This is a genomic window from Neohoeflea coraliihabitans (genome assembly GCF_019334345.1).
GTDB lineage: Bacteria > Pseudomonadota > Alphaproteobacteria > Rhizobiales > Rhizobiaceae > Pseudohoeflea > Pseudohoeflea coraliihabitans.
In genome coordinates this window covers 166,631-192,548 of sequence record NZ_JAHWQX010000001.1, presented here as the reverse complement: position 1 = coordinate 192,548, position 25,918 = coordinate 166,631, and the positions used below count along the sequence as shown (strand labels likewise).

The following is a 25,918-nucleotide window of genomic DNA, read 5'->3' as shown; positions in this document are numbered from 1 at the left end:
GCGTTCGATCTTGAAGGGGCGGCTAGAACAGGCCGCCCGGTGAGAACGCCCCCGGCAGGAACTCGGCAAAGGCCTTGACTGCCGGGCGCATCGTCTGGTCGCGCAGACGCAGGCTGGTCACCCGCACCGGTGGCAGTTTTTCGACGATCGGGCGCGCCGTCACCTCACTGCCATCGTATGTCACCGACGTGCCCGGCAGGGCATTGTGAATGGTGTAGCCACGGCCATGGCCGACCAGACCGCGGATCAGCTCGTAGGATTTCGAGCGGTACACGATCTGCGGCATGACGTGGCAGAGGCTGAACAGGTTCATGAAATATTCGCGTGAATGCGGCAGATCGAGCAGGATGAACGGCTCGTTGGCCACCTGCTTGAGACTGATCTCGTCCTGGTGGGCGAGCGGATGGTCGGCGCCGACCAGCAGATAGGGCGGCAACTCGACCAGCGGCTCGCCGGTGATCTCGCGCGGCAAGGCGTAGGCATAGGCAATGGCGATCTCCATGCGCCCCGACACGAGGCCATCGACGATTTCCTGCTGGTTTCCCTCTTCCAGCTGAACGGTGATCGAGGGCATGCGCTGGGCAAATTCGGAAAGCAGCGCCGGCATGTAGCGGGTGGCGAGGGTCCCGAAGCAGCCGACCGTGATCTCACCGGCAATGCCCGTGCCGAGGGTCGCTGCCGAGCGCTCGAAATCTTCGGCGTGGCGCAGCAGCAGGCGGGCTTCATGCACGAAACGGGCGCCGACAGCGGTGGTCGAGACGCCGCGCGCGTGGTGGCGGATGAATATCTGCGTGCCCAGATGCGCTTCCGCGTCAGCGATGGCGCCGGAGATGGCCGGTTGCGAGATCCGCAATTTCCGCGACGCCTGGGTGACGCTGCCCAGTTCGGCCACCGTGACGACATAGCGCAACAGACGAAGTGAAAATTGCATAATTTTTTCCGATGCAAAACCCTCTGATTTCGTATTTTACCGATATCGGGAAAGGCTGCACACTCCCCTTGTTGCATTTTCTCGAAAACAGGGAGCAACGCTTGCATACGTCTGAACCAGGCTGTCTCAGCGCACCGTCAGACCGTCACCTCACGTGTGGCGACGCGGCTTCGGCGACGAAGGCAGTATGGCCGGCAAGCCCGGGGGACCTCAGCAAAAATCGATGAACACGCTGGTCACCACATCGAAACCAAAAAAGGAACAGTCACTCATGCGCATCTTCAAGAACACAGCATTTGCGTCCGCCGCCCTCATGGCGGCAGCGCTTTATGCGAGCACCGCAATGGCCGAAGTCAAACTTCGCCTTGCCGTGGAAACCACCTCCGGCGATCCAACCAATGTGATGCTGGCGGAATTCCGTGACAATCTTGCCGAGGCAGCCGGCGACGAAGTCGAGATCGAATTTTTCGATGGCGGCTCGCTCGGCGACGAGTTTGCCCTGGTCGAGATGCTGCGCGTCAACCAGGCACAGGTGGTGCCGCTCGGATCGGACGGCGTGGTGCAGCTGGCACCGCAATTCGCCATTTTCGATGCGCCGTACCTGTTCACCTCGAAGCAGCAGGCGCGTGATGCGCTCGCCGGCGATCTTGGCGCGAAGCTGACCGAAGTGCTGCGCGAATCGGCCAATCTGGAAGTGCTGGCGTTTGGCGAAATCGGCGTGCGCGTCGTGTCGAACAATACACGCCCGGTCGAGACCCCGGAGGATCTGAAGGGTCTGAAACTGCGTACGCCGGGCAGCCCGACGCGCATCATGGCGTTCACCAAGCTCGGCGCGTCACCGGTGCAGATCGACCTCGGAGATGTGTATCTGGCGCTGCGCCAGGGCACGATCGATGGTCAGGAAAACCCGATGTCGGTGATCAAGGAGTTCTCGCTGCACGAAGTGCAGAAGTACATCTCGCTGACCAACCATGTGTACACCCCGGTGACGCTGGCGATGAATGGCGACGCCTATGACGCTCTGTCCGACGAGATGAAAACCGCGGTCAAGGATGCGGCGAAGGCGGCAGCGACTGTCACGCACGAGAATTCGGACAAGCAGGACGCCGAACTCGTGGCGATCTTCGAAGAGGCCGGCGTTACGGTGAATGCTCCGGATCTGGCTCCTTTCCAGGAGGCCTCGGCTGAAATCCATGAGGAAATCGGCAAGGTTGTCGGTGAGGATTTCATGGCTGACGTGAAGAGCAGCATCAATGAATAGGGGCGCAACAAACCGGCAGGACGAAAGTCCTGCCACCCCCATCTTCCGCTATGACGGCAACGGCACCAAGGCGCGGATCGGCCTGATCTTCATGGCCTCATCGATTGTCATGGAATCGGAAATGTGGGCCATGGCGGCGGAAGGCGTGGCGATCCACACGACGCGCATCAAGCTGCCGAAGGTCACGCTGGCCGGCATTGAAGCGATGATGACGGCACCTGAACTTGAACAGGCCGCCAAGCTTCTCGGGTCGGCGCCGGTCGATATCCTGTGCTTTGGCGGCACCAGCGCCTCGTTCCTGCACGGAACGGCCTATGATGAGGGACTGACCAAGAAGCTGAAAAGCTGGGTGCCGGGACCGAAGATCACGACGGCTTCGACCGCGACGCTGGCGGCTCTGAAAAAGGTCGGAGCCGGCAAGATCGCGCTGGCGACACCGTATCTTGACGAAATTCACCAGCGGGCAATCCGTTTCCTGGAAGAAAATGATCATCCGGTGGTGGCCTCGGCCAATCTCGGCATCGATACGGACCAGGCGCTTGCCGAGGTGCCGCTGAAGGACATCTACGAGCTGGTCAAATCGGTGGACCGGCCGGATGCCAGCGCGATCTTCATTTCCTGCACCAATTTCTGGTCCGTGGCCGTCATTGACGCCCTCGAGAAAGAACTCGGCAAGCCGGTGATCTCGGCTGTGCAGGCGTCATTCTGGCATTGCCTGGAGACCCTCGGCGTCGATGGCGCCAAGCCGGGCTACGGCATGTTGTTTGAGGGCCGCGTGGCGAAGAGCAGCGCTGCGGGATCACCGTCATGATGCCGCTTCTCGATGCCGAAACCGGGGCATCGGCGGCAAGCGGCTGGCGCGCGAAATCGGTGCTGGTGCTCACGCGCCTGCTCGAGGCGGCGGCGATGGTGTTGATGTCGGCGCTGGCGGCCCTGGTGCTGGCCAATGCGGTTGGCCGCTACGCCTTCTCCTCGCCGCTGCCGTGGTCGGAGGAACTGATCCGCAACATCCTCGTCTGGATCGTTGCCACCGGCATGGTGCTGGCGGGGCTGCGCCAGTCGCTGATCTGCTGCGACATTCTGATCGGGCGCATCAGCCCTGGCGTGCGCCGGGTTCTTTCGATCGTGTGCGGCCTGGCGGGCTCGGCGGTGCTGTTCTACTGCGCCTATCTCACATGGCAATATCTGGCTCTGTTCGGGCGTGATGTCTCGCCGATCCTGCGCATTCCCAAAGGCGTGATGATCGGCGGCGTGTTCTTCGCCCTTGCCGGGCTGGCTGTCACGGTGCTGGCGTCGGTGTTCAAGCGGGAGCCGCGCTGATGCTGTGGGTCGCTTTCGTGACGATCGTGACATTGTGTGGCCTGGCCGTCATCGGCATGCCGATCATTGTCGCGCTGGCCAGTTCGGTCGTCGTTTTCCTGCTGATCAGCGGCGGCTGGCAGCTGGCGTTGCCGCAGCAGATGCTGACGGGGATCAACGATTACATCCTGATCACCTTGCCGCTGTTCATTCTGGCCGGGGGGATCATGAATGCCAGCGGCATTGCCGACCGGCTGTTTGCCTTCGCCACCGCCCTGTTCGGCTGGCTGCGCGGCGGACTGGCGCATGTGAATGTGGCGGTCAGCCTGATGTTTGGCGGCATGATCGGCACATCGGTGGCGGATCTGGCCGGCTCGGGATCGATCCTGATCCCGAAGATGAAGGCGAATGGCTATCCGGGCCCGTTGTCGGCGGCGCTGACGGCAACATCCTCGGGCATCGGAGTGCTGTTGCCGCCCAGTTCGCCGATGATCCTGTATTCGGCGGTGACCGGGACCTCGCTCGGGGCCATGTTCCTCGCTGGCGTCGTGCCCGGCCTGTTGCTCGCCGCCACGCTGATGCTGACGGTCGGGGTGCTGGCGCGCAGGCATGGATGGCAACCGATGGAAGGGTTTGCCTGGCTGCAGCTTTTGCGCACCGGGCGGCGCGCCATCTTGCCGATGGGACTGCCGGCGCTGATCCTGGGCGGTATCATCTTCGGGCTGTTCACACCGACCGAAGCGGGGGCTTTCGCGGTCGCCTATGCGCTTTTCCTGGCCATGGGGGTGTATCGCACGATGCGCCTCAAGGACCTCGGGCGCGTCCTCGTGGAGGCCACGATCCTGACTGGCGAAGTGCTGCTGGTGGTCGGATTTTCGGTGGCGCTCGGTTGGGCGCTGTCGGAGGCACGGGTGCCGATCATGCTGGCCGAGGGCTTGCAGTCGCTGTTTCCCTTCGAGACGGTCATTCCGCAGATCATCCTGTTGTTGTTGATCGCGATGGTCGCCGGCATGGTGCTTGATCCGCTGATCCCGATGATCATGCCGGTGCTGCTGCCGACCCTTCTCACGCTCGACATCGATCTCGTTCACTTCGGCATTCTGATGATTGTCACCGTGGTGATCGGACAGGTGACACCGCCGGTGGCGCTGGCCCTGATCGTGGCGGCCCGGATCGGCCAGGAGGACGTGGTGGCGACCATACGCGCCAACACGCCGTTTCTGGTGGCGATGATCCTGTTCCTGTTGCTGCTGGTGTGTGTGCCAAGCCTTTCGACCTGGCTGCCCTATGCCCTGATGTAGTGGCCCCTGACCAGCTCGTCATCGCCTTCGGGCGGTGGCCCCAGGCAGCCGATCCATTCATCGGCCGTCCGGACCGACTTGACCCGAACAGGCCGCGAGAGGTGCCCGAAAGGTGCGTTTCACGGCCGTGCAGATGGACCGAATTGCCGGATGGACAGACGCAATGTCCGGCCAGACAACCGACCAGGTGGTAAGATGAAGACCGATATCACGCTCAAGGAGCATGCGCCGCAAGGGGAGACATCGCGCGGGGCCTTGCTGTTTTATTCGCAGTTCGACGATCCGACCGAGTGGGCTGACGCTTTGCAGGCGGCCTATCCGGGCCTGGATATCCGCATCTATCCGGATGTCGGCAATGCCGATGACATTACCTATGTGCTGGCATGGCGGCCGCCGGAGGGCTTTTTCGCGCCGTACAAGAACATCAAGCTGGTGGTCAATCTCGGCGCCGGGGTGGATTCCCTGACCGGACGGGCCGACCTGCCCGAGGTGCCGATCTGCCGGCTGTCGGATTCGGGCATGATGGCGCTGATGCGCTCCTACGTTCTGTTCGCCGTCATCCGCTATGCGCGCGACATGCCGGATTTCGAAAAGGCGCAACGCCAGTCGGAATGGCGCTATATCCATCCAACCCCGCTCGATCGTATCCGTGTCGGGGTTCTCGGTCTCGGAGCGCTCGGTTCGGCTGCGGCGCGCAGCCTGGCCGATCTGACATTCGATGTGCGCGGCTGGGATCTCGCGCCCAAGCAGATCGACGGCGTGGCATGCTTTTCCGATCCGGGCGAGTGGGAGAATTTCCTCGGCGATGTCGACATTCTGGTCAATATGATGCCCCTGACGACGGGCACACGCGGCATGCTGGACAAGTCGGTGTTCGATGCGCTGAAGCCGGGGACGAAATTCGTCAACGCGTCGCGCGGCGAGGTGGTCAACGAGGATGATCTGCTCGCAGCGCTGCGGTCGGGACAGGTGGGTGCCGCAACGCTTGATGTCTTTGTTTCGGAGCCGTTGCGCAGCGATCACCCGTTCTGGAAAATGGAGAACGTCTACATCACCCCGCATCTGGCGAGCATCACGGTTCCCGATGCCGCAGCGCGCGATGTGGCCGCCAACATCCGGCGCGTCGAACAGGGGGAAGCCCCGCTGCATCAGGTCAATCCGAAGGCCGGATTTTAAAGCGGCGATCCGCATCGGGGACGGAAAAGGCGCCTGCGGGTGCCTTTTTCATGCGCTCCGCAGATGCGCGCTCAGATCCCAGATGGCGCTGGCATTGAGCGGTGTCGAAGCCACTTCGGTCCCGAGCGCATCGGACACGGCATTGGCGATTGCCGCCGCCGGTCCAATGGCTCCACCTTCGCCGAGCCCCTTGGCGCCGAGGGGCGTCAGCGGGGTGGGGGTCTCGATGTGGTGGACTTCAACGTCGGGGATTTCCGGCGCCAGCGGCATCAGATAATCGGCAAAGCTGGTGGTCAGCGGCTGCCCTTCGGAATCGTAGACGAAATGCTCGAGCAGGGCCGAGCCGATGCCCTGCACGACGCCGCCGCGCACCTGGCCGTCGACGATCATCGGGTTGAGGATCGTGCCGCAATCCTCGACAACCACGAAACGCTTCAGGGTCAGCTTCGAGGTCGGCACGTCGATCTCGACGACCGCCGCGTGCACGGCGTTGGCATAGGTGCCGTCCTTCGGCCCATCGAGGCTGAATTCGGCGACGAGGCCGGGTGTCATGCCTTCCGGCACCTGATCGAGATTGCGCAGCGCGGCGCGCGCGAGCTTGCGGATCTCGATCGAGCGGCTTGGATCATTGGCGAGCGCAGCCTTGCCATCAGCCAGGATGATATCGCCGGCCTCGGCCTGCAGGAGGTGCCCGGCAATCGCCTTCAACTTGTCGGCAATCTGCAGTGAGGCCATGTGCACGGCACCGCCGCCGAGCGGACCGCCGCGACTGCCCCAGGTGCCCACCGAATAGGGTGAGGTGAGGGTGTCGCCATGGCGAACGAAGACATTCGCCGGATCAATTCCCAAAGCGTCGGCAGCGACCTGCGCCATCACTGTTTCGTGGCCCTGGCCGTGGCTTTGCAAGCCAAGTCCGATGACCACCTCGCCATCGGGGTTCATCTCGACCCGGGCGGCGACATAGCCGGTCTCGATCGGCACCCGGCGCCGGGTGAAATCGGGGGTGCCGTGCGCGGTCTGTTCGATGAAGCAGGCAAAGCCGACGCCGATGCGTTTGTCTTTCGATTGCTTCGATGCGCTGGCGGCGGCGATATCATCGGCCAGCAGCGCCTGCATCTTTTCCAGCGATTCCGCGTAGGAGCCTGGATCATAGGTGAAGCCGAGGACATTCTTGTAGGGGAAGTCGCGGATGATGTTCTTCAGGCGGAATTCAAAGGGATCCATGCCGATCTCGCGGGCGATCTCGTCCATCAGCCGCTCCTGCGAGAACACCGCGGAGGGACGGGCGACGCCGCGATAGGTGCCCAGCGGGCACTTGTTGCTGGCCAGAGCGCGGAAAGTCGCCTCATAGGCGCCGATCGTATAGGGGCCGGGCAGCACCTTGGCGGCCATGCCGGGATCGCCGGCGGCGGTGAAGGGATAGGTCGAATAGGCCCCGACATCGACGCTGATATCGGCTTTCAGGCCGAGCACCGTGCCGTCGGCAGCGACATAGGCCTCCAGCGTGTGCTCGTGGTCGCGCGCATGGATCGATGCGATCAGATGCTCGCGGCGATCCTCGATCCACTTGACGGGGCGGCCGGTCTTGAGCGCCAGCCAGGCGACGAGCACTTCCTCGCCGAACACCTGACCCTTGATGCCGAATCCTCCGCCGACATCGGGTGCGATGACGCGGATGCGCGATTCCGGCAGATCGAGTTCCTCGGCGATATAGGTGCGCACCAGATGCGGCATCTGGGTCGATGACCAGACGGTCAGAACGCGGTCGGCATCATTGAAATGCGCCACGACACCGCGGCATTCCATGGGGACCCCGGTCTGGCGCTGGTTGCGGTAGGTGCGCTTGATGACATGCGCTGCCGCCTGGCGGGCGGCCTCGAGATCGCCGCCCTTCATCTGCCGTTCGATGAAGGTGTTGTTCTTCCAGCCTTCAAAGATTGGCGGCACCGTGCTGTCCCGCGCCTGGTCCATCGTGGCGACCACCGGCAGCGGGTCGATGTCGACGAACACCAATTCGGCGGCGTCCTCGGCGAGATAGGGATCCTCGGCAAGGACGGCGGCCACCGGGTCGCCGACGAAACGCACCGTGTCGAGCGCCAGCAGCGGCTGCTCGGAATATTGCATTTCCGGATAATCCTGGTGGGCCCGCAGGGCCAGCCCCCTGGTATCCTCGCCGGTGAAGACCCAGGTCGGAAAGTCGCTGTCCTCGAGCATCGATGTGTCGATCTCGACAATCTTGCCATGCGCCATCTGCGAGCGGGCAATGGTCAGATGCAGCATGTTGGGCAGGCGGATGTCGTCGATATAGCGCGCCGAGCCGGTCAAGAGGCGCGTGTCTTCGAAACGCTGGACGCGGGCGCCGATCTGGCGCGGGTTTTCGCCGTTCATGGCGTGGTCTCCTTGCCGATCTGATCGCTGATCGCCTTGCGCACCGCTGCCACGATCCCCTGATAGCCGGTGCAGCGGCAGATGTTGCCGCTCATCGCCTCACGAATGTCAGCGTCGGACGGCATCTCGCCACGCCCGACCATCTCGTCGACATAAGGCGCCAGGGTCATGATGAAGCCCGGCGTGCAGTAGCCACATTGCAGGCCATGCTCGCTCTTGAAGGCCTGCTGCAAGGGATGTTCAGCCTGCTTGCCGCCGAGGCTTTCAACGGTGTTGATGGTGGCGCCGTCGCACTGGACGGCAAAGGTCAGGCAGGACAGGCGCGGCTGGCCGTCAAGATCGACGGTGCAGCAGCCGCAGGCGCCATGCGCGCAGCCGATATGAACGCCGGCGAGATCGAATTCGGTGCGCAGCACATCGGCGAGCAGCCGTCGTGATTCCACGGAGACGGTGCGCTTTGTCCCGTTCACTGTAAGGGTAATGTCGCTCATGAGTGTTCTCGGGCCTTCTCACAGGCACGCTCGATGGCGCGCGTCGTCAGCTCGGCGATCAGGCCGCGACGATAGTCGGCGCTGGCCGCATGATCGCCGACCGGATTGATGTTTTCGGAGAACTGCGTTCCGGCGGCCCGCGCTTCGGGGGCAGAAAGGGCGCGCCCGACCAGTGCTGCCTCGACCTCAGGAGCACGGGTGGGGACCAGCCGGGCGCCGGCGCAGACAATGCTGGCGCTGGTGATCGTGCTGGTGTCGTGATTGATCGAAACGCCAATGGCGGCGAGGGCAAAATCACCGCGCCGTTCGGCCTGTTCGAGGAAGGCGCCGCTGTTGTTCTCCGGCGGGAAGGGAAATTCCACGCCGGTCACCATTTCGCCCGGCTCGAGCGTGGTGACATAGGCGTTGGCGAAGAAATCGGCTGCCGCGATGCGCCGCTCGCCCGCCGTCGAAGCGACCAGGATCTGGGCGTCGTACAGAACGCAGATGGCCGGAAGCTCGGCGGTCGGATCCGCATGCGAGATGCTGCCACCGAGCGTGCCGTGACGCCGGATCGTCGGGTGGCCGATCCAATGCACGGCTTCAAGGAATGCCGGCAGGCGCCGGGCGATGATCGGGTCGTCAAAATAGCGCTGATGCCGCACCAGGGCGCCGATATGCAGAACGTCGCCGCGCTCCTCGATGCTGTCGAGGCCGAGACCGTTGATATCAACCAGGTGGCCGGGCCGGGCGAGGCGCAGGTTCATCATCGGCACGAGGCTCTGTCCGCCGGCCAGCGGCCGACCGTCCTCGCCGAACTCCTGAAGCAGAGTCAGGGCATGCTCAAGCGAGGTCGCCTTGTGATATTCGAATGCTGCGGGCCTCATCGGGGTCCTCCAATATGATGCGCGAAGCCTGTGGGCGGACGCCCTGTGAATGGCACGGGTATCCAGCCAGCCTCGCAAGCCTATGGGCGATTAGCGTTGTATGCAATAGGAAAAAGTTTGTAGACAAAAATACGGCTATCGTATATTCGAATAGCGTGTTCATCGCATTTGGATGCCCGGTGCGCTGGTTTCAGTGTGCGCCGGGAAACGTAAACTGGGAGTTCAAAATGACTATAACAGGGAACAAGATAAAAGCAGCCTTTCTCGGGGCGGCGCTGACCCTTTTGATGGGGGCGGGACATGTCGCCGCCGAAACGACCTTGCGGATGGTCGGATCCTTCCCGATCGGTCCGTCGCCGACCGCGGAAGTCGGCAATCAGTTCATGGAGCGGGTCAACGAGCTCGGCAAGGGCGTCGTGCAGATCCAGTACATCGGCGCTTCCGATGTCATTCCGATTTTCGACCAGCCTGAAGCGCTGGTCAACGGCGTCTTTGATGTCTGGTATGGCGCTCCCAATTACTGGTCGGGCATCGTGCCGGGCGGTGATGTGGCCGAGCTTTCGCCGTTCGCCATTCCGGATAACGGACCGGGCAGCGACTTCTACGAGTTTCTCGTCGGCCTGTTCGAAGAAAAGGGCGTGCGCTATCTCGGTCACTCGACCGGCGACGTCGGCACGGGCGCGCATTATCTGAGCACCAATTTCGAAGTCGAATCGGTTGCCGATCTGAAGGGTCGTCAGTTGCGCGTCGCGCCGCTGCTGCGTCACTTCGTGCAGGCTTCCGAAGCCGAGCCGATCACGCTGCCGCCGTCCGACATCTTCCTCGCCATCGACCGCGGCACGGTTGACGGTTTCACCTGGCCGGTGGCCGACGCCTACACCCGCAATGGCTGGCAGGACGTGACCAAATATCTCGTCGGTCAGGCGATGTATCGCAGTGGCGGCAGCGTCGCGATGAACCTTGAATCCTGGAACAACCTGTCGCCGGAGGCGCAGGAAATCCTCCTGAAGGCTGTCGAGGAAGTCCAGGCCTGGGGCGGTGAGTTCTTCGCGGGCACCGAAGCCGGTGAAATCGAGAAGATGGAAGCAGCCGGCATGGAAGTGCTGAAGCTTTCGGATGAGGCAGCTGCCGAATGGACCCAGGTCGCGCGCGCCGCGCTGTGGGACTACTACAAGGGCGTGATGTCGGCCGAAGATGCCGACAAGGCCAAGGAACTGCTTGATCTCGACGATCTCGACTAAGCCAGACTGACATCAGCGGCCGCAACTCTTATGGATTGCGGCCGCTTGACGCCTTTTGGGGCGAGGCAACGAGGGGAGGCCGGGCTTGTCAAAAGCAAACAGGATATTCGATTTCATCTTGAACGTGATGGCGGTTCTCGCCTGCACGATCCTCGTCGGTCTTATGCTGGCGACGGTCTACAAGGTTGGCCTGCGCGAACTGACCGGGCAGGGCATTATCGGCGTCGATCAGTTGAGCGGCACCGCGATGGTCTACATGACCTTCTTTGGCGCGGCGTGGGTGCTGCGCAACAACGGCCACGTGACCATTGATCTCCTCGTTTCCTCGACCGGCGGCCGCTCCGGCCGCAATCTGGTCATTCTCAATTCTCTGATCGGCGCGCTGGTGTGCTTTCTCGGAACCTATTTCGGCATCACCGCGACCTGGTCCTCCTGGCAGCGCGGCATCGTCGTCGCCGCCGAGCTTGAAATCTTGCGCGCCTACGTGATCGCTCCGATCCCGCTGGGGTTCTTCCTGCTGGGGGTTGAATTTCTCCGGCGTGCCGCCCGGGCCCGTGCCGGGGCGATCGACACCAGCATCCGGATGGAGGCCTGATACTTATGGAATGGTGGATGTTCCTGCTGGCGTTCTTTTCCGGCCTCGGTGTACTGCTGCTCATCGGTTTGCCCGTCGCCCTGGCCTTTGCCGCCGTCAACATGGTAGGGGTTTTCTACCTCTGGGGCGGAACGCGCGGGCTGAACCAGCTTATTTTGAGCATCGAGAGCTCGATCGGCACCTTCGTCCTGGTGCCGGTGCCGATGTTCGTCCTGATGGGCGCGATCATGTTTCATGCCGGCATCGCCCAGCGCATGATCGAGGTGCTCGATCAATGGATCGGTTTCGTGGCCGGGCGCCTGGCGGTGCTGGCCATCATGACCGGGGCGCTGCTCGGGGCGCTTACCGGCGTTGCCATGGGCAGCGTTGCCATTCTCGGCTCGACACTGATCCCGGAAATGCAGCAGCGCGCCTATGCCAAGTCGATCTCGATCGGGCCGATTCTGGCAAGCGGCAGCCTGGCGATCCTGATCCCGCCGAGCACGCTGGCCATCGTGCTGGCCAGCCTGGCCGGCATTTCCGTCGCCCAGATCCTTGTGGCGATCGTCGTGCCCGGCCTGCTGCTGGCCATCCTTTACGCCACCTACATCATCCTGCGCTGCGTCCTGCAGCCGGAAATTGCGCCGCCCTACGAGGTGCCGCATGTGCCGATGCGGCAGCGGCTGAAGGATACGCTGTTTTACATGATCCCGCCGGTGTCGATCATCGTTCTGGTGATCGTGGCGATCTTTCTCGGAATTGCGACGCCAACCGAAGCGGCGGCGGTCGGGACCTTCCTGACGTTCATCCTGGCGGCGCTGTACCGCCGGCTGAGCTGGAAGGTGATCCGCGAAGGTGTCGGCTCGGCAACCGCCTTGTCGGTGATGGTGCTGATCATTCTGACCGGATCGGCCGCTTTCAGCCAGTTGCTGAGCTTTTCCGGGGTGACGACGGCGATCACCAATTTCGCCACAGAACTGCCGGTGCATCCGCTGATCCTGATGGTTCTGATGCAACTGGTCGTGGTGTTTCTCGGCATGTTCCTTGAACAGACGTCGATCGTCCTGGTGACCATCCCGATCTTCCTGCCGATCATCGCATCGATGGGCTGGGATCCGATCTGGTTCGGCACGATCATGATGCTCAATCTCGAAATGGCGACCATCACGCCGCCATTCGGTCTGTCGCTGTTCGTCATGAAAGGCATCGTGCCTCCCGATTACACCATCGTCGACATCTACAAGGCGGCCGTGCCCTTCATCATGATCAACCTGTTCCTGATGGGAATGATGATCGCCTTTCCGCAAATCGTCCTCTGGCTGCCGGGCATGATGTGATCATCGCTTCGAAACGGACGGGACGCGATGCCGCGGTGAATGCGGCACACTGAAAAAGAGGTACTGCATGAGCACTGAGACACGTCAGAAAATTCTCGATACGATCGATCAGAACAGCGAAAAAGCGGTGGAACTGCTGCGCAAGATGGTCACGATTCCGAGCGTGACGGGCGACGAGGCGGCGATCCAGAAATTCGTCAGCGAGTACATGACCGACATCGGTCTCGACGTCGACATGTGGGAGACCGACTGGGAAGAGTTGAAGAAGCATCCCGGGTACCGGCCGGTGGCGCGCGGTTACGAGAACCGTCCGAACATCGTGGCGACGCATAAGGGCACCGGTGGCGGCAGGTCACTTCTGCTCAATGGCCACACCGATGTCATTCCGGTCGGCGACGGCGAAGGCTGGAGCGATGATCCCTGGTCGGCGTCGATCAAGGATGGGCGCATCTATGGCCGCGGCTCCTGCGACATGAAGAGCGGTGTCGCCAGTCACATTCTGGCGGTCGAGTATCTCAAGGCCGCCGGCGTCAAGCTGAAGGGCGATGTGCTGATCAATGTCGTCATCGACGAGGAAGTCAGCGGCCACGGCACGCTCGACACGGTGATCCGCGGCTACAAGGCGGATGCCGGCATTTCCGGCGAGACCAGCGATCTGCACGTTCAGCCGGCCTGTATCGGCCGCATCTGGTTCGAAATCGAAATCCAGGGCAAGCCGGCGGGTGTTCAGCAGCGCTATCTCGGGATCAGCGGCATCGAGCTCGGCTACAAGATCTGCAAGGCGGTGCAGGAGCTCGAGGACGAGCGCGTGGCGACGGTGACGCATCCGCTCTACCCGAGCGCCATCGATTCGCTGCCCTGCCTGATCGGCAGCTTCCAGGCCGGCACCTATCCGAGTGCCTTTCCGGCGACGGCGCTGCTCAAGGGATCCATCGGCACGGTGCCGGGCGAAGATCACGAGGGCGTCAAGCAAAGCCTGGTCGACAAGATCGCCGCGGTTGCCAAGGACGATCCCTGGATGAAGGATCATCCTCCGGTGGTGCGGTTCGTCGGCTACGATGCCGAGGCCTCCGAGATCCCCGGCGATCACCCGGTCGTCGATGTGGTGGCCAAGGCCTACACCGAAGTCACCGGCAAGGAACCGACGATTTCGGGGCGCCAGGGCGCTGCCGACACGCGGTTCCTCAACAAATATGCCGACACGCCGACGGTGATTTTCGGACCCGGCTCGACGGCGGTCATGCACTCGAACGATGAATATGTGTCGATCGAGGACTATATCACCTCGATCAAGGTCATGGCGCTGTCGATCTATGATTGGTGCGGCTCGGAGAACTGAGCCGCGACGTGCCCGCGCCGGCATCCGGCGCGGGGCCGTGACAACGCAGCAACAAGGAGTGGGCAATGCCGGTCCTCAGCCAGAATTTTACCGTCGACCATCCCCGTGAACAGGTCTGGGCCACGTTCCAGGATCTGCCGCTCGTGGTGCGCTGCCTGCCGGGCGCCTCGCTGGACGAGGAACCCAAGGACAACGTCGCGAAAGGCCGGATGACGGTCAAGCTCGGACCGGTCAAGGCCGATTTTGCCGGCGAGGCGGAAATCGACGCCGATGCCACGACCTATACGGGCACGATCAAGGGCAAAGGCATCGACAAGAGCCATGCCTCGCGGGCCAAGGGCGATGTCGTCTATCATCTCGAAGAGCTGTCGGCCGGCAAGACGGGCGTGAAGGTCGATGTCGACTACACGCTGTCGGGCTCGCTTGCGCAGTTCGCGCGGGGCGGCATTGTCGAGGCGGTGGCCGAGCAGATCACGCTGAGCTTCGCCAGAAATCTCGAGAAAGAGTTGAATGCCTCTGCGAATGCGGATGCTGCGCCAGTGGCGCAAGCCGGCGAGACGCCTGCGGGTGCAGCGCAGCCTCAAGCCGCGGCGACGGCTCCCGCTGCGCCAGGTGGGACGGCTGCCAAGCCGGCCGAGGCGCCGAAGCAGCGCGCGGCGGAGCCTTCCAACGAGCTGAATGCGCTCGATCTGTTCTGGGCGGTGCTGAAGTCGAAAATCAAACGGTTGTTCGGCCGCTCCTGAGCCCTGTGGCAGCTGTCATTCGGGCGGCGCCGTGCGGTCGCGCACCTCGATAATGCGGCGGGCAATGGCGGCAGCCTGCATGACATGGGTCCGGGCGGCGGTTGCGGCGGCAGCAGGGTCCCTGGCCGCGATGGCATCAACAACGGCGCGCATTTCGCGCGGCCCATCCTGGTCGCGGTTGCTGTCGGCAATGGTCAGTGAACGCAACTGGTTGATGCGCAGCATCAGCGAGCTGACGATGCCCCAGGCAATGGTGTGGCCGGCGGCTTCAAACAGCACCCGGTAGAATTCGCTGGTCGCCTCGAGCACGGCCGACGGCGTCTTTCTGGCGTAGGCCTGTTCGATCGACTTGAGGTGCCGCTGCAGTTCGCTGATCGCGGCATCGTCTGGGTCAGCGGCACAGGCGGCTGCCGCCATCGCCTCCAGCGAGGCGCGAATCTCATAGATCTGCCAGGCTTCCTCGCGCGAGGTGCGGGCGACGATCGGGCCGCGGTTGGCGAGACTGGTCACCAGACCTTCGGATTCGAGATGACGCAGGACTTCGCGCACGATCGTGCGGCTGACGCCGAGCTGCGCACAAAGGTCGCGTTCGACAAGCCGTTCGCCGGGTTTGAAATGCGAGGTGAGGATCGCCTCACGCATCTTGTCGAGAGTGAGTTCTCGCAGCGTCTTGGTGGCGCGTTCGACGCGCAGTCCGTCGCCCCTGTCCCGTCCGGTTGGTTGCATGCCGTTATCCTGCTTCATTTCAATGTCCGTGCCTTGTGTCCCGGCTCCCCCCTTGTCGCCCCACGCGTCCTGATCCGAAGCCTTACCGTTTTGCATCTTCGGCGGCAACGCGGGGCATGCGCATCTCTGCCCCGGGCGCAAGTGCCCTAAGTGAAAACATGGGCTGCCCCGGGATCGAAACGCAGCCAGACGGTGTCGCCGCGCGACAGGCCGGAAATGCTCTGGTGGCCGAACGGCAGACGCACGGAGACCGTCTCGCCCCAGCCGGTCGCGGCGGCGACATGAATGTTGCTGCCAAGGAAGGTGATGTCGCTGATCTGCACAGGCAGACCGGTCTTGTCGGGTCCCGCCTGGCGGCTGAGATCCATGCGTTCAGGCCGCAACAACAACGCGCCGCGGGCCCTCTCGCCAGGGCGCCCGTGCAGCGGGACGCCGGACACCACCAGGTCATCGCCAAGGCGGATATCGGCAGTCGTGCCGTTTGAGCCGACCAGGTCGCAGGAGAGGAAATCGCTGTCGCCGATGAATTCCGCGACAAAGCGTGTGGCCGGCTCGGCATACAGTTGCGGACCGGTGCCAACCTGGTCGATGCAGCCCTGCGAGAACACGGCGATGCGGTCGGACAGGCGCAGGGCTTCGTCCTGGTCGTGGGTGACGTAGAGGATCGTCACCTCGGTCTCGTGATGGATGCGGCGGATCTCATGCTGTATTTCCTCGCGCAATTTCTTGTCGAGGGCCGAGAGCGGCTCATCCATCAGGAGAATGGGCGGGTCATAGGCCAGGGCGCGCGCCAGGGCCACGCGCTGCTGTTGTCCGCCGGACATCATCGCCGGCTTGCGGTCCTCGTAGCCGTTCAGCCGCACCAGTTCGAGCATGCGCCGGACGCGGGCGTCGATATCGGCCTTCGACCAGCGCCGGACGCGCAACGGGAAGGCGATATTCTCACCGACGGAGAGATGCGGAAACAGCGTGTAGCGCTGAAACACCATGCCGATGTTGCGCCGGTGCGAGGGCGTTGCAAGCAGGGTTTCACCGTCGAGCAGGATGTCGCCGCGGGTCGGCTCCTCGAAGCCTGCGAGGATGTACAGGGTGGTGCTCTTGCCGGAACCGGACGGGCCGAGAAAGGTAATCAGTTCGCCACGGTCGACTTCGAGATTGACGTCGTGGACGGCGACCACCGGGCCGTATTCCTTGCGGATGCCGCGAATTTCGAGAAAGGGTGTGGTCATGATTTCATACCTTTGCGAACAAGCGCGACGAGCAGCATGAGGATGATGGTGACGGCGACGAGCACCGTCGAGGCGCTGGCGATCACCGGCGTCAGGTCCTGCCGCAGGGTTGACCAGATGCGCACGGGGAGGGTCTGCAATGTCGGGCTGGCCATGAAGATTGCCAGCACCACCTCGTCCCAGGAGGTGAGAAAGGAAAAGATTGCCGCCGAGAACAGGCCCGGCGCGATGGCCGGAAGGGTGACGCGCAGCTTGGCTTCGAGGGGATGGGCGCCGCACAGCACGGCGGCATCCTCGACCGACTTGTCGAAGCCTTCAAGGGCGTTGGTCAGCGCCAGGATCGAGAAGGGCAGGGCGACGAGCAAATGCGCGATGACGAAGCCGGTGACCGTGCCATTGATGCCGAGGCGCAGGAAAAAGGCATAGAGCGCCACGGCTAACACGACCACCGGCAGGATCATCGGCGTGAGAAACAGCGCCTTCAACGTCTCGCGACCGCGAAACTTGCCGCGCACCAGCGAAAAGGAGGCGGCAAGTCCGATCAGCACGGACAGGACGGTAACGATCAGGCCGATTTTCAGGCTGTTAAAGGCAGCGGCGAGCCAGCGCGGATCGGCGAACAATTCGCCATACCAGCGCGTGGTCCAGGAGGGTGGCGGAAAGATCAGCCATTGTGAGGAGCCGAAGGAGAGCGTGGCGATGAAGATGATCGGCAGCAGAAGGAAGGCGCTGACGGCAATCACAATTGCCAGCAAAACCCAGCGCCACCAGCCGAGACGGTGAAAATCGAGCAGCATCTCAGCGCCCTCCCATCTGCCGGGTGCCGAAGATCTTCAGCTGCACGGCGTAAAGGGCCAGGGTGACGACCAGCAGCAGGAAGGCGGCGGCGCTGCCGAGACCCCAGTCGACAAGCGACTGCACCAGTTGGGCGATCAGTTCGGCGAGCATCATGTTCGATGTGCCGCCGAGCAGCGCCGGGGTGACGAAGTAACCAAGCGACATGACGAACACCATCAGCCCGCCGGCGGCCATGCCGGGCGCGGCGAGCGGCAGCAGCACGCGCGTCAGCGCCTGCCAGCGGGTGGCGCCACACAGGGCGGCGGCGCGCAGGACGGCGCGGTCGATGGTGCGGATGACGCCGTAGAGCGGCAATATGACGAAGGGCAACATGATATAGGTCATACCGATGGTCACCCCGGTGAGATTGTTGACCAGAGCCAGCGGCTGATCGATCACGCCAAGCTGCATCAGCGTCTTGTTGATGATGCCGGTGCGCTGCAGGAGCACCATCCAGGCATAGGTGCGGGCGAGCAGATTGGTCCACATCGATAAAAGCAGGATGGCGAAGACGATGCGGGTCAGCGTCGACGGCATGATGACCAGCGCCCAGGCGACCGGAAAACCGATCACCAGGGCGCAGATGGTGACGAGCGTCGAGACGATGAAAGTGTTGGCAAAGACCTTCAGATAGGTGGTCGAGCCGAGCAGGGTTTCGTAATTCTGCAGGCCGGGAGCCGGTTCGAGAACGCTGCGCAGCAACAAGGCGAGAACCGGCACGACGAAAAACAGGATGACCAGAAACGTGGCCGGCATGGCGCCGCCAAAGCCCCGCAAGCCGCCAGCCTTGCGGCGGCGGGGCAGTTTGGCAGCGGTGATGCTGTGAACGGCATGGCTCGACATGTGATGTTCTTTCCGCAGTCAGTGAAACCGGGGCGGCAAGCAAGGGCAGGGCTGTGTGCCGTCAGCCGGGCTACATCCTTTGCAGGAAGCGGCATCGGCCGACGACAGACAGGTCCGCCGCTTATTCCGCCTGCCAGGCGTACCAGCGGGACGCGATCTCGTCGCGATGCTCCGCCCAATAGGCCATGTCGGCGTTGACCTGGGTCGCCGTCTGCTGGTCTGGCAGGGTGGCGGCGACGCCGGCATCCATCAGCTCCGGCGATTTCAGATTGATCGGCGCGTAGCCTGTCGCGGCGGCCATCTGGGCCTGGCCTTCCGGCGAGGTGGCGCGGGCGATGAAGCGCATGGCCGCCTCCTTGTTCTTGGCGCCCTTCGGCACGACGAGGGAATCGGCTGCGGTGATGTTCTGCTCCCACGAGGTCTTCACCGGCACGCCGGTGTCGGCGAGGGCGGTCAGACGGCCGTTCCAGAAGCTGCCGAAAGCGGCTTCGGCAGAGGCGAGAAGCTGTTGCGACTGGGCGCCGCCGGACCACCAGATGATGCTGTCCTTGATGGTGTCGAGCTTGGCAAAGGCGCGGTCGAGATCGAGCGGGTAAAGCGCGTCCGGCGCGACACCGTCGGCGAGCAGCGCCGCCTCGATGACGCCGGGTGCCGACCATTTGTAGAAGGTGCGCTTGCCGGGGAAGGCCTCGGTGTCAAACAGCTCGGCCCAGGTCTCAGGACAGTCGGAGACGGCGCCCTCATTGCAGCCGATGACGAAGGAATAATAGAAGCTGCCCACCGAATGATCGGTGACGAAACGCGGGTCAAGACTGGACTTGTCGATGACGGTGAAATCGAGCGGCTCGAGAAGGCCCTGGGCGCCCGCCTGAATGGCGTAGTCGCCCTCGACATCGACCACGTCCCAGCTGACGCCATCCGCTTCGACCATCGCCTTGAGCTTGCCGTAGTCGGTCGGACCGTCCTGCAGCACATCGATGCCGCTCTCCTCGGAGAACGGCGTCGCCCATGCTTCGGCCTGGGCATCCTGGGTGGTGCCGCCCCAGCTGGTGAAAACCATCTGCTCCTGGGCGTTAACGCCGGTGGCCGCGAGCAGGGTGATCAGGGATAAAGCGGTCATCTTGAAAGTGTTCATCGCAATTCTCCATTCGTTCGGTTGGGATCGCAGTGCATGAGATCATGATCCTCCGTGACGCCCCGCGATCCGGCCGGGGCGCGCTTCATGATCCTGTTCCGGGCGCGCTCACCGAGGTCGCCAAAGCTAGGAGGTCTGTGGTGCACGACATCGCCATCACCGCATCACGAAGGGATCGGGGATCGGGTCGTCGGAGGTGCGCAACCAGACGGTCTTGGTGCGCGTGAAATCGAGCGCCGCGGCCATACCGCCTTCGCGGCCATGCCCGGACAGGCCGGAGCCACCGAAGGGCGCCATCGGCGAGACGGCGCGATAGGTGTTGATCCAGACAATGCCGCTGCGCAGACCCTCGACCATGCGATGAGCGCGCGAAAGATTGCGCGTGAACACGCCAGCGGCCAGCCCATAGGCCGTGTCATTGGCGATGCGCAGCGCTTCGGCTTCATCGGCAAAGGAGACGACGGAGAGAACCGGGCCGAAGAACTCCTCGCTCATCGAGGGCGAGTTGACCTGATCGCAGTCGATGATGGTCGGCGGGTAGTAATAGCCCGCGCCGTCAGGGATGACGCCGCCGGTCACCAGCGCGGCGCCCGCCTGCAGCGAGCGGTCGACCAGCGCCTGGACATGGGCGCGCTGGCGCTCGGTACACAAGGGTCCGATCTCGGTGTCCATGGTGAGTGGCGCGCCAATTTTCGCGGTCTCCGCCTTGTCCTTCAGACGGGCGATGAACTCGTCCTTGATGCTGGCTTCGACCAGCAACCGCGAGCCGGCAACGCAGCTCTGACCCGTGGCGGCGAAAATCCCGGCCACCTGGGCGTTGCAGGCGCTTTCCAGATCGGCATCGGAAAAGACGATGAAGGGCGATTTTCCGCCAAGTTCGAGCGAGGTCGATGCCAGATTGTCCGCCGAGTTGCGGACGATGTGCCGGGCCGTGGCCGGGCCGCCGGTGAAGGCGATGTGGTCGACCAGAGGGTGGCGGGTCAGGGCGCTGCCGCAGGTCTCGCCAAAGCCGGTGATGACATTGACAACGCCCGGCGGGAAGCCGGCCTGATCGATCAGCCGGGCAAATTCCAGAAGCGGCGCCGGGCCGTCCTCCGAGGCCTTCAGCACCACCGTGCAGCCGGCCGCGAGCGCGGGGCCGAGCTTGACGGCGGCGAGGAAGAGCTGGCTGTTCCACGGCACGATGGCGGCAACGACGCCGACCGGTTCGCGCCTGGTCCAGACATTCATGTCCGGCTTGTCGATCGGCAGGACGGCGCCCTCGATCTTGTCGGCCAGCCCGGCGTAATAGCGGTAGTAATCGGCGACATAGGCGATCTGCGCACTGGTTTCGCGGATGATCTTGCCGGTGTCCCGGGTCTCGAGTTCCGCCAGGCGCGGGGCATTTTCCGAGATGAGGCCGGCGAGAGCGGTGAGCAGCTTGCCGCGGGCGGTGGCGGTCGTGGCCGACCATGGTCCCTCACGCAGGGCACGGCTTGCGCTTCGAACCGCACGTTCGACATCGTTTTCGCGGGCTTCGGGCATGATCGCCCAGGCCGTGCCGGTTGCCGGATCAAGGCTTTCGAATGTGGCCTCGCCATCGGTGAAGGCGCCATCGATATAGGATTGGAAGCGCGGCAGCCCGGTCATGAGGCGAACTCCGGCATGACGTCGGAAATGAACCGTTCGAGTGAGGCTTTCTTGCGCTCGAACGACATGCCGGTATCGATCCAGAAGGAATATTCGTCGTAGCCCAGGGCCTCGTAGTGGCGCAGGCGCTCGATGACGGTGGCGGCATTGCCCACGACGTTGTTGGCGCGCATCGCGGCCGGCGAGATCATCGGATTGGCCGCCAGTTCCTCGTCACTGAGGGGCGCCAGCAGACCCTGGCTGACCGGACGCTCGTTCTTGAACCAGGCAAAGAAGTAATTGTAGTAGACCGACAATTTTTCCGAGGCATCGGCGATGTCGGCTTCATCGGAGCCGACATAGGTGTGGCGCAAGAGCATGATTTTCGGGCGCGGCTTGTCGGGATGCAGGGCGCAGGCCGCCTCGAAGCGCTGCATCAGTGTCGCCACCTCGTCATCGCCCTGCCAGAGGGGGGTGACCTGGACGTTGCAATCATTGGCGACGGCGAATTCATGACTGTTGGGATCACGCGCCGCGACCCAGATCGGCGGGCCCGGCTGTTGCACGGGACGCGGCGCCGAGGTGGTTTCGGGAAACGACCAGAACTCGCCCTTGTGGGCATAGTCGCCCTGCCAGAGCTTTTTCATCGCCGGGATCAATTCGCGCATCTTCTGGCCGGCGCCCCAGGCGTCGAGGCCGGGGGACAGGCGTTCATATTCGTAACTGTAGGCGCCGCGGGCGATGCCGATTTCGAGGCGGCCGTGGGTGATCAGGTCGGTCATCGCAGCTTCACCGGCCAGCTTGACCGGATGCCAGAAGGGCGCGACGACGGTGCCGGTGCCGAGGCGGGCGTTCTTCACCCGGTCGGCGAGGGCGGCGATGGTGAGAAACGGGTTGGGGGCAATGGTGAAATCCATCGCATGGTGCTCGCCGGTCCAGATGGTCTCGATGCCGCCGCGATCGGCGATCTCGCACAGGCGCAGGAAATCCTCGTAGAGCTGCTCCTGCTTCTGACTGGCGTTCAGTCGTTCCATGTGAACGAAGAGCGAGAATTTCATCGATCAGGCCTCCTTCGACAGGCGGTGCACGCGCCCGGCGGTCTCGTTTCCGAAATAAATGGCGAACTGGCCCAGGGCGCTCTCGGCGCGAAAGCGGCGCAGCATGTCGGCCGTTTGCGGCGTGTCGAGCTGGTCGAAGGGCAGGTCGGCCAGGGTGTGGAATGCGCCGCTCTTCGGCGTGCCGGGTAACGCGTGCGCGCGGTAGACGATGTGCTGGCAACCGCGCGGGCGTTCCTCATACACCGAGAAGAGAAAGCCGATTTCGACGTTCAAGCCGGTGTCCTCGGTGATCTGCCGCGACAGCGCGCCGACCGGGTCGCCGCCGGCTGCAGCGCAGCCCGGCAGACCCCAGACGGAATTGCCGCGCTCGACGAGCAGGATGGCGCCGTCGCGCTCGACGATGGCGGCAATCCGGGTTGCATCCTTGCCGGTCGTGGCGGAAGCGGCTGCGGCGATCGCCTCGGTGGCCAGCGCCGGGGTGAAATAGCTGCCGCGGGCATAGCCCAGACCGTTGTGCCCGTTGTTCTCGAAGGCTGCGACGCGGCCGATCAGGATGACATGATCGCCGGCATCGACACATTGATGCCTTTCGCAGTCGAACCAGGCGGCTGCCTCGGGGAAGATCGGCGAGCCGTTGGGGCCATCCTGCCAAGCCACATCGGCGAAGCGGTCAGGGACCCGCCGGGCGAAGGTGTTGGACAGGGCCTGCTGCGTTTCGGCGAGAATGTTGACGGCAAAGCCGCTGGCCGTGGTGATGGCCTCGAAGTTGCTCGAGGTCTTGGCGAGGCAGATCAGCAGCAGCGGTGGATCGAGCGACACCGAGGAGAAGGAATTGGCAGTGAACCCAAGCGGCTGCCCGTCAGGTCCATAGGCGGTGACGATGGTGACGCCGGTGATGAAGGCGCCGAAGGCATCGCGCAGCGCGCGCGGATCGAATGATGAGGTCATGGCGTTACCTCCTCGGCCAGCCAGTCAGCAAAAGCGGCGTTGACCTGTTGCGGCGCGGTGAGATTGATCATGTGACGTCCCTCGATGATCACGGCACGGCCGCGTGGCGCGGCGCGCGCCATTGCCTCGGCCATTGCCGGGGTGGAATTGGGATCACCGCGGCCGGTGATGAACAGTGCGGGACAGGCGATATCCGGCCAGGCGCCGGCATAAGTCCGGTCGCCGCCGGCAAAGGCGGCATAGGCCGTGGCGTAGCCGTCGGGGTCCATTTCGCCGAGCCAGTGCCGGACCAGGTGAGAGGCGTCGCGCGTGTCGTCATCAGACCCGAACCAGCGGTGCAGCGGCCCCTCGACATCGATCGGCCCGCCGAGGGCAATCTCGCCGGCACGCGCCTCGACGGCCTGGCGCGCTGCGGCATCGCGGCAGTAAACCGCATTGACCAGAGCGACACGCCGGATGCGACCGGCAAGGCGGGCAGCGGCACCGCCGGCAATCAGGGCGCCCATTGAGTGGCCGGCAAGGTTGACCGCGTCAAGGTCGAGATCGTCAAGCAGCTGTCCGCACCAGTCGACAAAGGCTTCCAGCCGCGCCCCGTTCTCAAGGTGCGCGCTGCCGCCATGACCCGGCATGTCGACGGCAATGACGCGATGGGTGGCCGAAAAAGTCTCGATCTGCGGCGCCCAGGCTTCAAGACGCAGACCGACGCCGTGAATCAGGACAAGCGGCTCGCCGGCGCCGACATCGCGATAGGCGACGCCCGAGGCTGTCTTAGAGCGATGCAGGGTTGTCAACATCGTGGCCGAGCTCCTGAAGGTCCTGATAGCGATCGCCGATCCGGTGATGCGGGCGGCCGCCGACGGAGGCACCGAGCGCGACGACGATCTCGTCGGCCGCCGGCGCATCGGCAATGGCGGTCTGGATGGTCAGGTAATGGGAGCGGCGCCCGGCATCGTTCTTGTCCATCAGCGGAATCATCAGCGGCGCATTCGCCGGACCGCGCGAGTTGCAGAAAGCCAGATAGGACTTGGCCCCGACCGCCGTGCGGAAATGATTGCCGAAACGCAGCGTGTGGATCAGCGCCGAGGCGTGTTCGATCTCGCCGGAAAGGCCGACGATGGCGGACTTGCCATAGGCCTCGACGGCCTCGCCGGAGCCGATGGCATCGATGATCATCGCGGTCAGCTGTTCGCCCAGCGGCGAGGCGATGGCGTGAATCTCCGGTCGCAGATCCTCGACAAAGCCGCGACCGGCCCAGGGGTTGGTCAGGACCGCGGCGGCGGTGACCAGGCGCAGCGGCTCAGCGACTTCGCGACCGCCTTCGATATGGGTTGTCTCGATTTGCAGAACGGTCTTGCGAATGCGGATCGACATGGTCTGGCAGGCCTCTCATCACTATGGATTGTATGTTGGTATGCCAAACTATGGAATGTCAATATGGGAGGGCGAATTTTTTGTTGCTCGCCCTGTTCGAGCGAAGGGTGAGATGTGGCGCGGAGCGCTGGCGAGCTGGTATGACGCGGCGAGGTGTGCCGTGGCCGCAGTCCGACTGAGTGGCACCGGCGCGACTTTTCACGTCCGGCGCGGTGCCTTGACGAGTGATGCCTGGAGGCAGATCTCGGTTCAGCTTGCCTTGATGAAATCGACAAGCGCGGCGACTGCGCGGGTGCGGCGTTTTTCCGGGTGCAGCAGCATGGCGAAGGCGCGGTGGGCCTTTTGCAGCGGCACCATTTTCAACCGACCGAAGGCTGTCGCGCCCGAGGCGGCGCGGCGCGAGAGCACGGTCACGCACTCGCTGGAGGCGACGGCGGCGAGCACCGCCTCGTTGGATGGCAGGTCAAAGATGATGTCGAGTTCGTCGGCCGACATGCCGAGCCGCTCAAGATGCGCGATGAAGGCGGACCGGGTGCCCGATCCGACCTCGCGCAGGATCCATTTCTGACCGCGATAATCGCGTGGGCCGATCCAGCTGCGCTGGCTGAGCGGATGCTCCTTGCGCATGAACATGACGAGATCGTCGGAGGCCACCTGATGCCGGTCCAGTCCGCCTTCGGTGATTTCGCCTTCGACAAATCCGATGTCGGCGCTGAGGTCATGCACGGCTTTCGCCACCTCGGAAGTGTTGCCGACCTTGAGCTTGATCTCGATGCCGGGATGGCGCTCATGCAGTTGCACGAGAAAGGGCGGCAGCCAGTAATTGGCGACGGTCTGACTTGCATGGATGCGGATCCGTCCGCGGGTCTCGGCGCCGAGGTCGCTCAGCGACAGCCGCGTGGAATCGGCGTGCGCCACCAGAGCGCGCGCTTCCTCAAGAAAAATGCTGCCGGCCTCGGTCAGGTGGATGCCACGTCCGACGCGGCGGAACAATTGCACATTGTACTGCCGTTCAAGGCTGGCGATCGACGCGCTGACCGCCGATTGAGTGAGATGCAGCGCCTCGGAGGCGCGGGTGACGTGCAGGCGCTCGGCGACGGCGATGAAGATGCGGATCTGATCGAGTGTCATGCGCTAATTCATAAATCAAATCGATCATTTCAACAATTATATTATGATGGACTGATCATTTGTAGACAGCAGATAATGCGATCAG

The 25,918-nt window shown here is 63.5% G+C and carries 25 protein-coding genes; 10 read left to right on the top strand and 15 right to left on the bottom strand.

From position 1 onward, the window contains the following. Positions 1 to 22: 22 nt before the first annotated feature. The gene (locus tag KY465_RS00985; protein WP_219157529.1) at positions 23 to 931 is read right to left on the bottom strand and encodes a LysR family transcriptional regulator; all 909 of its coding nucleotides are present in this window, start codon (positions 929 to 931) and stop codon (positions 23 to 25) included. A 271-nt stretch (positions 932 to 1,202) separates the two neighbouring features. Between KY465_RS00985 and KY465_RS00980 the strand changes: the two genes are divergently transcribed. The 5 genes from KY465_RS00980 to KY465_RS00960 all read left to right on the top strand — a co-directional run bounded on the left by KY465_RS00980 (position 1,203) and on the right by KY465_RS00960 (position 5,968). Then, on the top strand, positions 1,203 to 2,192 hold the full coding sequence (locus KY465_RS00980) for a TRAP transporter substrate-binding protein (RefSeq protein WP_219157526.1): 990 nt from the start codon (positions 1,203 to 1,205) through the stop codon (positions 2,190 to 2,192). Beyond that, the gene (locus KY465_RS00975; protein WP_219157523.1) at positions 2,185 to 3,003 is read left to right on the top strand and encodes a maleate cis-trans isomerase family protein; all 819 of its coding nucleotides are present in this window, start codon (positions 2,185 to 2,187) and stop codon (positions 3,001 to 3,003) included. The genes KY465_RS00980 and KY465_RS00975 overlap by 8 nt, the downstream gene beginning before the upstream one ends. Then, positions 3,000 to 3,512: a TRAP transporter small permease gene (locus KY465_RS00970; RefSeq protein WP_219157521.1), complete on the top strand. Its 513-nt coding sequence runs from the start codon at positions 3,000 to 3,002 to the stop codon at positions 3,510 to 3,512. The genes KY465_RS00975 and KY465_RS00970 overlap by 4 nt, the downstream gene beginning before the upstream one ends. Continuing rightward, positions 3,512 to 4,792 (top strand): TRAP transporter large permease, encoded by a 1,281-nt coding sequence (locus KY465_RS00965; protein ID WP_219157518.1) that lies wholly within the window; start codon positions 3,512 to 3,514, stop codon positions 4,790 to 4,792. The genes KY465_RS00970 and KY465_RS00965 overlap by 1 nt, the downstream gene beginning before the upstream one ends. A 195-nt stretch (positions 4,793 to 4,987) precedes the next feature. After that, the gene (locus KY465_RS00960; protein ID WP_219157515.1) at positions 4,988 to 5,968 is read left to right on the top strand and encodes a 2-hydroxyacid dehydrogenase; all 981 of its coding nucleotides are present in this window, start codon (positions 4,988 to 4,990) and stop codon (positions 5,966 to 5,968) included. A gap of 48 nt (positions 5,969 to 6,016) precedes the next feature. Here KY465_RS00960 and KY465_RS00955 read toward each other — a convergent pair whose 3' ends face one another. Genes KY465_RS00955 through KY465_RS00945 form a run of 3 tightly spaced genes read right to left on the bottom strand, consistent with a single transcriptional unit; the run spans position 6,017 to position 9,713 of the window. Next, complete coding sequence (locus KY465_RS00955) at positions 6,017 to 8,356, bottom strand: xanthine dehydrogenase family protein molybdopterin-binding subunit (protein WP_219157512.1); 2,340 nt, start codon at positions 8,354 to 8,356, stop codon at positions 6,017 to 6,019. Then, positions 8,353 to 8,847: a (2Fe-2S)-binding protein gene (locus KY465_RS00950; RefSeq protein ID WP_219157509.1), complete on the bottom strand. Its 495-nt coding sequence runs from the start codon at positions 8,845 to 8,847 to the stop codon at positions 8,353 to 8,355. The genes KY465_RS00955 and KY465_RS00950 overlap by 4 nt, the downstream gene beginning before the upstream one ends. After that, positions 8,844 to 9,713, bottom strand: coding sequence for an FAD binding domain-containing protein (locus KY465_RS00945; RefSeq protein WP_219157507.1), 870 nt, complete (start codon positions 9,711 to 9,713; stop codon positions 8,844 to 8,846). The genes KY465_RS00950 and KY465_RS00945 overlap by 4 nt, the downstream gene beginning before the upstream one ends. 227 nt (positions 9,714 to 9,940) lie before the next feature. On the opposite strand from KY465_RS00945, the gene dctP reads away from it, so the two are divergent. From dctP to KY465_RS00920, 5 genes are all read left to right on the top strand, one after another. After that, entirely contained in the window at positions 9,941 to 10,954 is a 1,014-nt protein-coding gene (dctP, locus tag KY465_RS00940; RefSeq protein WP_219157503.1) for a TRAP transporter substrate-binding protein DctP, read from the top strand. An 85-nt stretch (positions 10,955 to 11,039) separates the two neighbouring features. Next, positions 11,040 to 11,549 carry a TRAP transporter small permease gene (locus tag KY465_RS00935; RefSeq protein WP_219157500.1) on the top strand — a complete coding sequence of 170 codons (510 nt, stop codon included), beginning with the start codon at positions 11,040 to 11,042 and terminating at the stop codon, positions 11,547 to 11,549. Between the two features lie 5 nt (positions 11,550 to 11,554). Beyond that, positions 11,555 to 12,865: a TRAP transporter large permease gene (locus KY465_RS00930; protein ID WP_219157497.1), complete on the top strand. Its 1,311-nt coding sequence runs from the start codon at positions 11,555 to 11,557 to the stop codon at positions 12,863 to 12,865. Between the two features lie 67 nt (positions 12,866 to 12,932). Next, entirely contained in the window at positions 12,933 to 14,204 is a 1,272-nt protein-coding gene (locus KY465_RS00925) for an ArgE/DapE family deacylase (RefSeq protein WP_219157494.1), read from the top strand. A 65-nt stretch (positions 14,205 to 14,269) separates the two neighbouring features. After that, positions 14,270 to 14,947 (top strand): SRPBCC family protein, encoded by a 678-nt coding sequence (locus KY465_RS00920; protein WP_219157491.1) that lies wholly within the window; start codon positions 14,270 to 14,272, stop codon positions 14,945 to 14,947. A 15-nt stretch (positions 14,948 to 14,962) separates the two neighbouring features. Here KY465_RS00920 and KY465_RS00915 read toward each other — a convergent pair whose 3' ends face one another. The 11 genes from KY465_RS00915 to KY465_RS00865 form a co-directional block, all read right to left on the bottom strand. Then, a complete protein-coding gene (locus KY465_RS00915) occupies positions 14,963 to 15,673 on the bottom strand; it encodes a GntR family transcriptional regulator (RefSeq protein WP_219157488.1) in 711 nt (236 codons plus the stop codon). A gap of 146 nt (positions 15,674 to 15,819) precedes the next feature. After that, positions 15,820 to 16,902 carry an ABC transporter ATP-binding protein gene (locus KY465_RS00910; protein ID WP_219157485.1) on the bottom strand — a complete coding sequence of 361 codons (1,083 nt, stop codon included), beginning with the start codon at positions 16,900 to 16,902 and terminating at the stop codon, positions 15,820 to 15,822. Next, a complete protein-coding gene (locus tag KY465_RS00905; RefSeq protein ID WP_219157482.1) occupies positions 16,899 to 17,699 on the bottom strand; it encodes an ABC transporter permease in 801 nt (266 codons plus the stop codon). Before KY465_RS00905 ends, KY465_RS00910 begins: the two co-directional genes overlap by 4 nt. A 1-nt stretch (position 17,700) precedes the next feature. Next, positions 17,701 to 18,582: an ABC transporter permease gene (locus tag KY465_RS00900; RefSeq protein ID WP_219157480.1), complete on the bottom strand. Its 882-nt coding sequence runs from the start codon at positions 18,580 to 18,582 to the stop codon at positions 17,701 to 17,703. Positions 18,583 to 18,703: 121 nt separating this feature from the next. Next, complete coding sequence (locus tag KY465_RS00895) at positions 18,704 to 19,642, bottom strand: ABC transporter substrate-binding protein (RefSeq protein ID WP_428982932.1); 939 nt, start codon at positions 19,640 to 19,642, stop codon at positions 18,704 to 18,706. A 231-nt stretch (positions 19,643 to 19,873) separates the two neighbouring features. After that, positions 19,874 to 21,337, bottom strand: coding sequence for an aldehyde dehydrogenase (locus KY465_RS00890; RefSeq protein WP_219200703.1), 1,464 nt, complete (start codon positions 21,335 to 21,337; stop codon positions 19,874 to 19,876). Between the two features lie 5 nt (positions 21,338 to 21,342). Continuing rightward, positions 21,343 to 22,383 (bottom strand): LLM class flavin-dependent oxidoreductase, encoded by a 1,041-nt coding sequence (locus KY465_RS00885; RefSeq protein WP_219157477.1) that lies wholly within the window; start codon positions 22,381 to 22,383, stop codon positions 21,343 to 21,345. Positions 22,384 to 22,386: 3 nt separating this feature from the next. Continuing rightward, positions 22,387 to 23,331, bottom strand: coding sequence for a flavin reductase (locus KY465_RS00880; protein ID WP_219157474.1), 945 nt, complete (start codon positions 23,329 to 23,331; stop codon positions 22,387 to 22,389). Continuing rightward, complete coding sequence (locus KY465_RS00875) at positions 23,328 to 24,125, bottom strand: alpha/beta fold hydrolase (protein WP_219157472.1); 798 nt, start codon at positions 24,123 to 24,125, stop codon at positions 23,328 to 23,330. Before KY465_RS00875 ends, KY465_RS00880 begins: the two co-directional genes overlap by 4 nt. Beyond that, positions 24,100 to 24,702: an amino acid synthesis family protein gene (locus KY465_RS00870; protein ID WP_219157470.1), complete on the bottom strand. Its 603-nt coding sequence runs from the start codon at positions 24,700 to 24,702 to the stop codon at positions 24,100 to 24,102. Before KY465_RS00870 ends, KY465_RS00875 begins: the two co-directional genes overlap by 26 nt. Before the next feature lie 249 nt (positions 24,703 to 24,951). Beyond that, on the bottom strand, positions 24,952 to 25,833 hold the full coding sequence (locus KY465_RS00865) for a LysR substrate-binding domain-containing protein (protein ID WP_219157468.1): 882 nt from the start codon (positions 25,831 to 25,833) through the stop codon (positions 24,952 to 24,954). Positions 25,834 to 25,918 lie beyond the last annotated feature (85 nt).

Excerpts from the sequence above, each read along its gene's own strand:
- KY465_RS00875 (WP_219157472.1), bottom strand. The coding sequence starts at position 24,125 with ATGTTGACAACCCTGCATCGCTCTAAGACAGCCTCGGGCGTCGCCTAT.
- KY465_RS00945 (WP_219157507.1), bottom strand. The coding sequence starts at position 9,713 with ATGAGGCCCGCAGCATTCGAATATCACAAGGCGACCTCGCTTGAGCAT.
- KY465_RS00880 (WP_219157474.1), bottom strand. The coding sequence starts at position 23,331 with ATGACCTCATCATTCGATCCGCGCGCGCTGCGCGATGCCTTCGGCGCC.
- KY465_RS00955 (WP_219157512.1), bottom strand. The coding sequence starts at position 8,356 with ATGAACGGCGAAAACCCGCGCCAGATCGGCGCCCGCGTCCAGCGTTTC.
- KY465_RS00925 (WP_219157494.1), top strand. The coding sequence starts at position 12,933 with ATGAGCACTGAGACACGTCAGAAAATTCTCGATACGATCGATCAGAAC.
- KY465_RS00980 (WP_219157526.1), top strand. The coding sequence starts at position 1,203 with ATGCGCATCTTCAAGAACACAGCATTTGCGTCCGCCGCCCTCATGGCG.
- KY465_RS00930 (WP_219157497.1), top strand. The coding sequence starts at position 11,555 with ATGGAATGGTGGATGTTCCTGCTGGCGTTCTTTTCCGGCCTCGGTGTA.
- KY465_RS00915 (WP_219157488.1), bottom strand. The coding sequence starts at position 15,673 with ATGCAACCAACCGGACGGGACAGGGGCGACGGACTGCGCGTCGAACGC.
- KY465_RS00910 (WP_219157485.1), bottom strand. The coding sequence starts at position 16,902 with ATGACCACACCCTTTCTCGAAATTCGCGGCATCCGCAAGGAATACGGC.
- KY465_RS00960 (WP_219157515.1), top strand. The coding sequence starts at position 4,988 with ATGAAGACCGATATCACGCTCAAGGAGCATGCGCCGCAAGGGGAGACA.
- KY465_RS00865 (WP_219157468.1), bottom strand. The coding sequence starts at position 25,833 with ATGACACTCGATCAGATCCGCATCTTCATCGCCGTCGCCGAGCGCCTG.
- KY465_RS00950 (WP_219157509.1), bottom strand. The coding sequence starts at position 8,847 with ATGAGCGACATTACCCTTACAGTGAACGGGACAAAGCGCACCGTCTCC.
- KY465_RS00975 (WP_219157523.1), top strand. The coding sequence starts at position 2,185 with ATGAATAGGGGCGCAACAAACCGGCAGGACGAAAGTCCTGCCACCCCC.
- KY465_RS00905 (WP_219157482.1), bottom strand. The coding sequence starts at position 17,699 with ATGCTGCTCGATTTTCACCGTCTCGGCTGGTGGCGCTGGGTTTTGCTG.
- KY465_RS00985 (WP_219157529.1), bottom strand. The coding sequence starts at position 931 with ATGCAATTTTCACTTCGTCTGTTGCGCTATGTCGTCACGGTGGCCGAA.
- KY465_RS00970 (WP_219157521.1), top strand. The coding sequence starts at position 3,000 with ATGATGCCGCTTCTCGATGCCGAAACCGGGGCATCGGCGGCAAGCGGC.
- KY465_RS00885 (WP_219157477.1), bottom strand. The coding sequence starts at position 22,383 with ATGAAATTCTCGCTCTTCGTTCACATGGAACGACTGAACGCCAGTCAG.
- KY465_RS00965 (WP_219157518.1), top strand. The coding sequence starts at position 3,512 with ATGCTGTGGGTCGCTTTCGTGACGATCGTGACATTGTGTGGCCTGGCC.
- KY465_RS00870 (WP_219157470.1), bottom strand. The coding sequence starts at position 24,702 with ATGTCGATCCGCATTCGCAAGACCGTTCTGCAAATCGAGACAACCCAT.
- KY465_RS00895 (WP_428982932.1), bottom strand. The coding sequence starts at position 19,642 with ATGGTTTTCACCAGCTGGGGCGGCACCACCCAGGATGCCCAGGCCGAA.
- KY465_RS00900 (WP_219157480.1), bottom strand. The coding sequence starts at position 18,582 with ATGTCGAGCCATGCCGTTCACAGCATCACCGCTGCCAAACTGCCCCGC.
- dctP (WP_219157503.1), top strand. The coding sequence starts at position 9,941 with ATGACTATAACAGGGAACAAGATAAAAGCAGCCTTTCTCGGGGCGGCG.
- KY465_RS00920 (WP_219157491.1), top strand. The coding sequence starts at position 14,270 with ATGCCGGTCCTCAGCCAGAATTTTACCGTCGACCATCCCCGTGAACAG.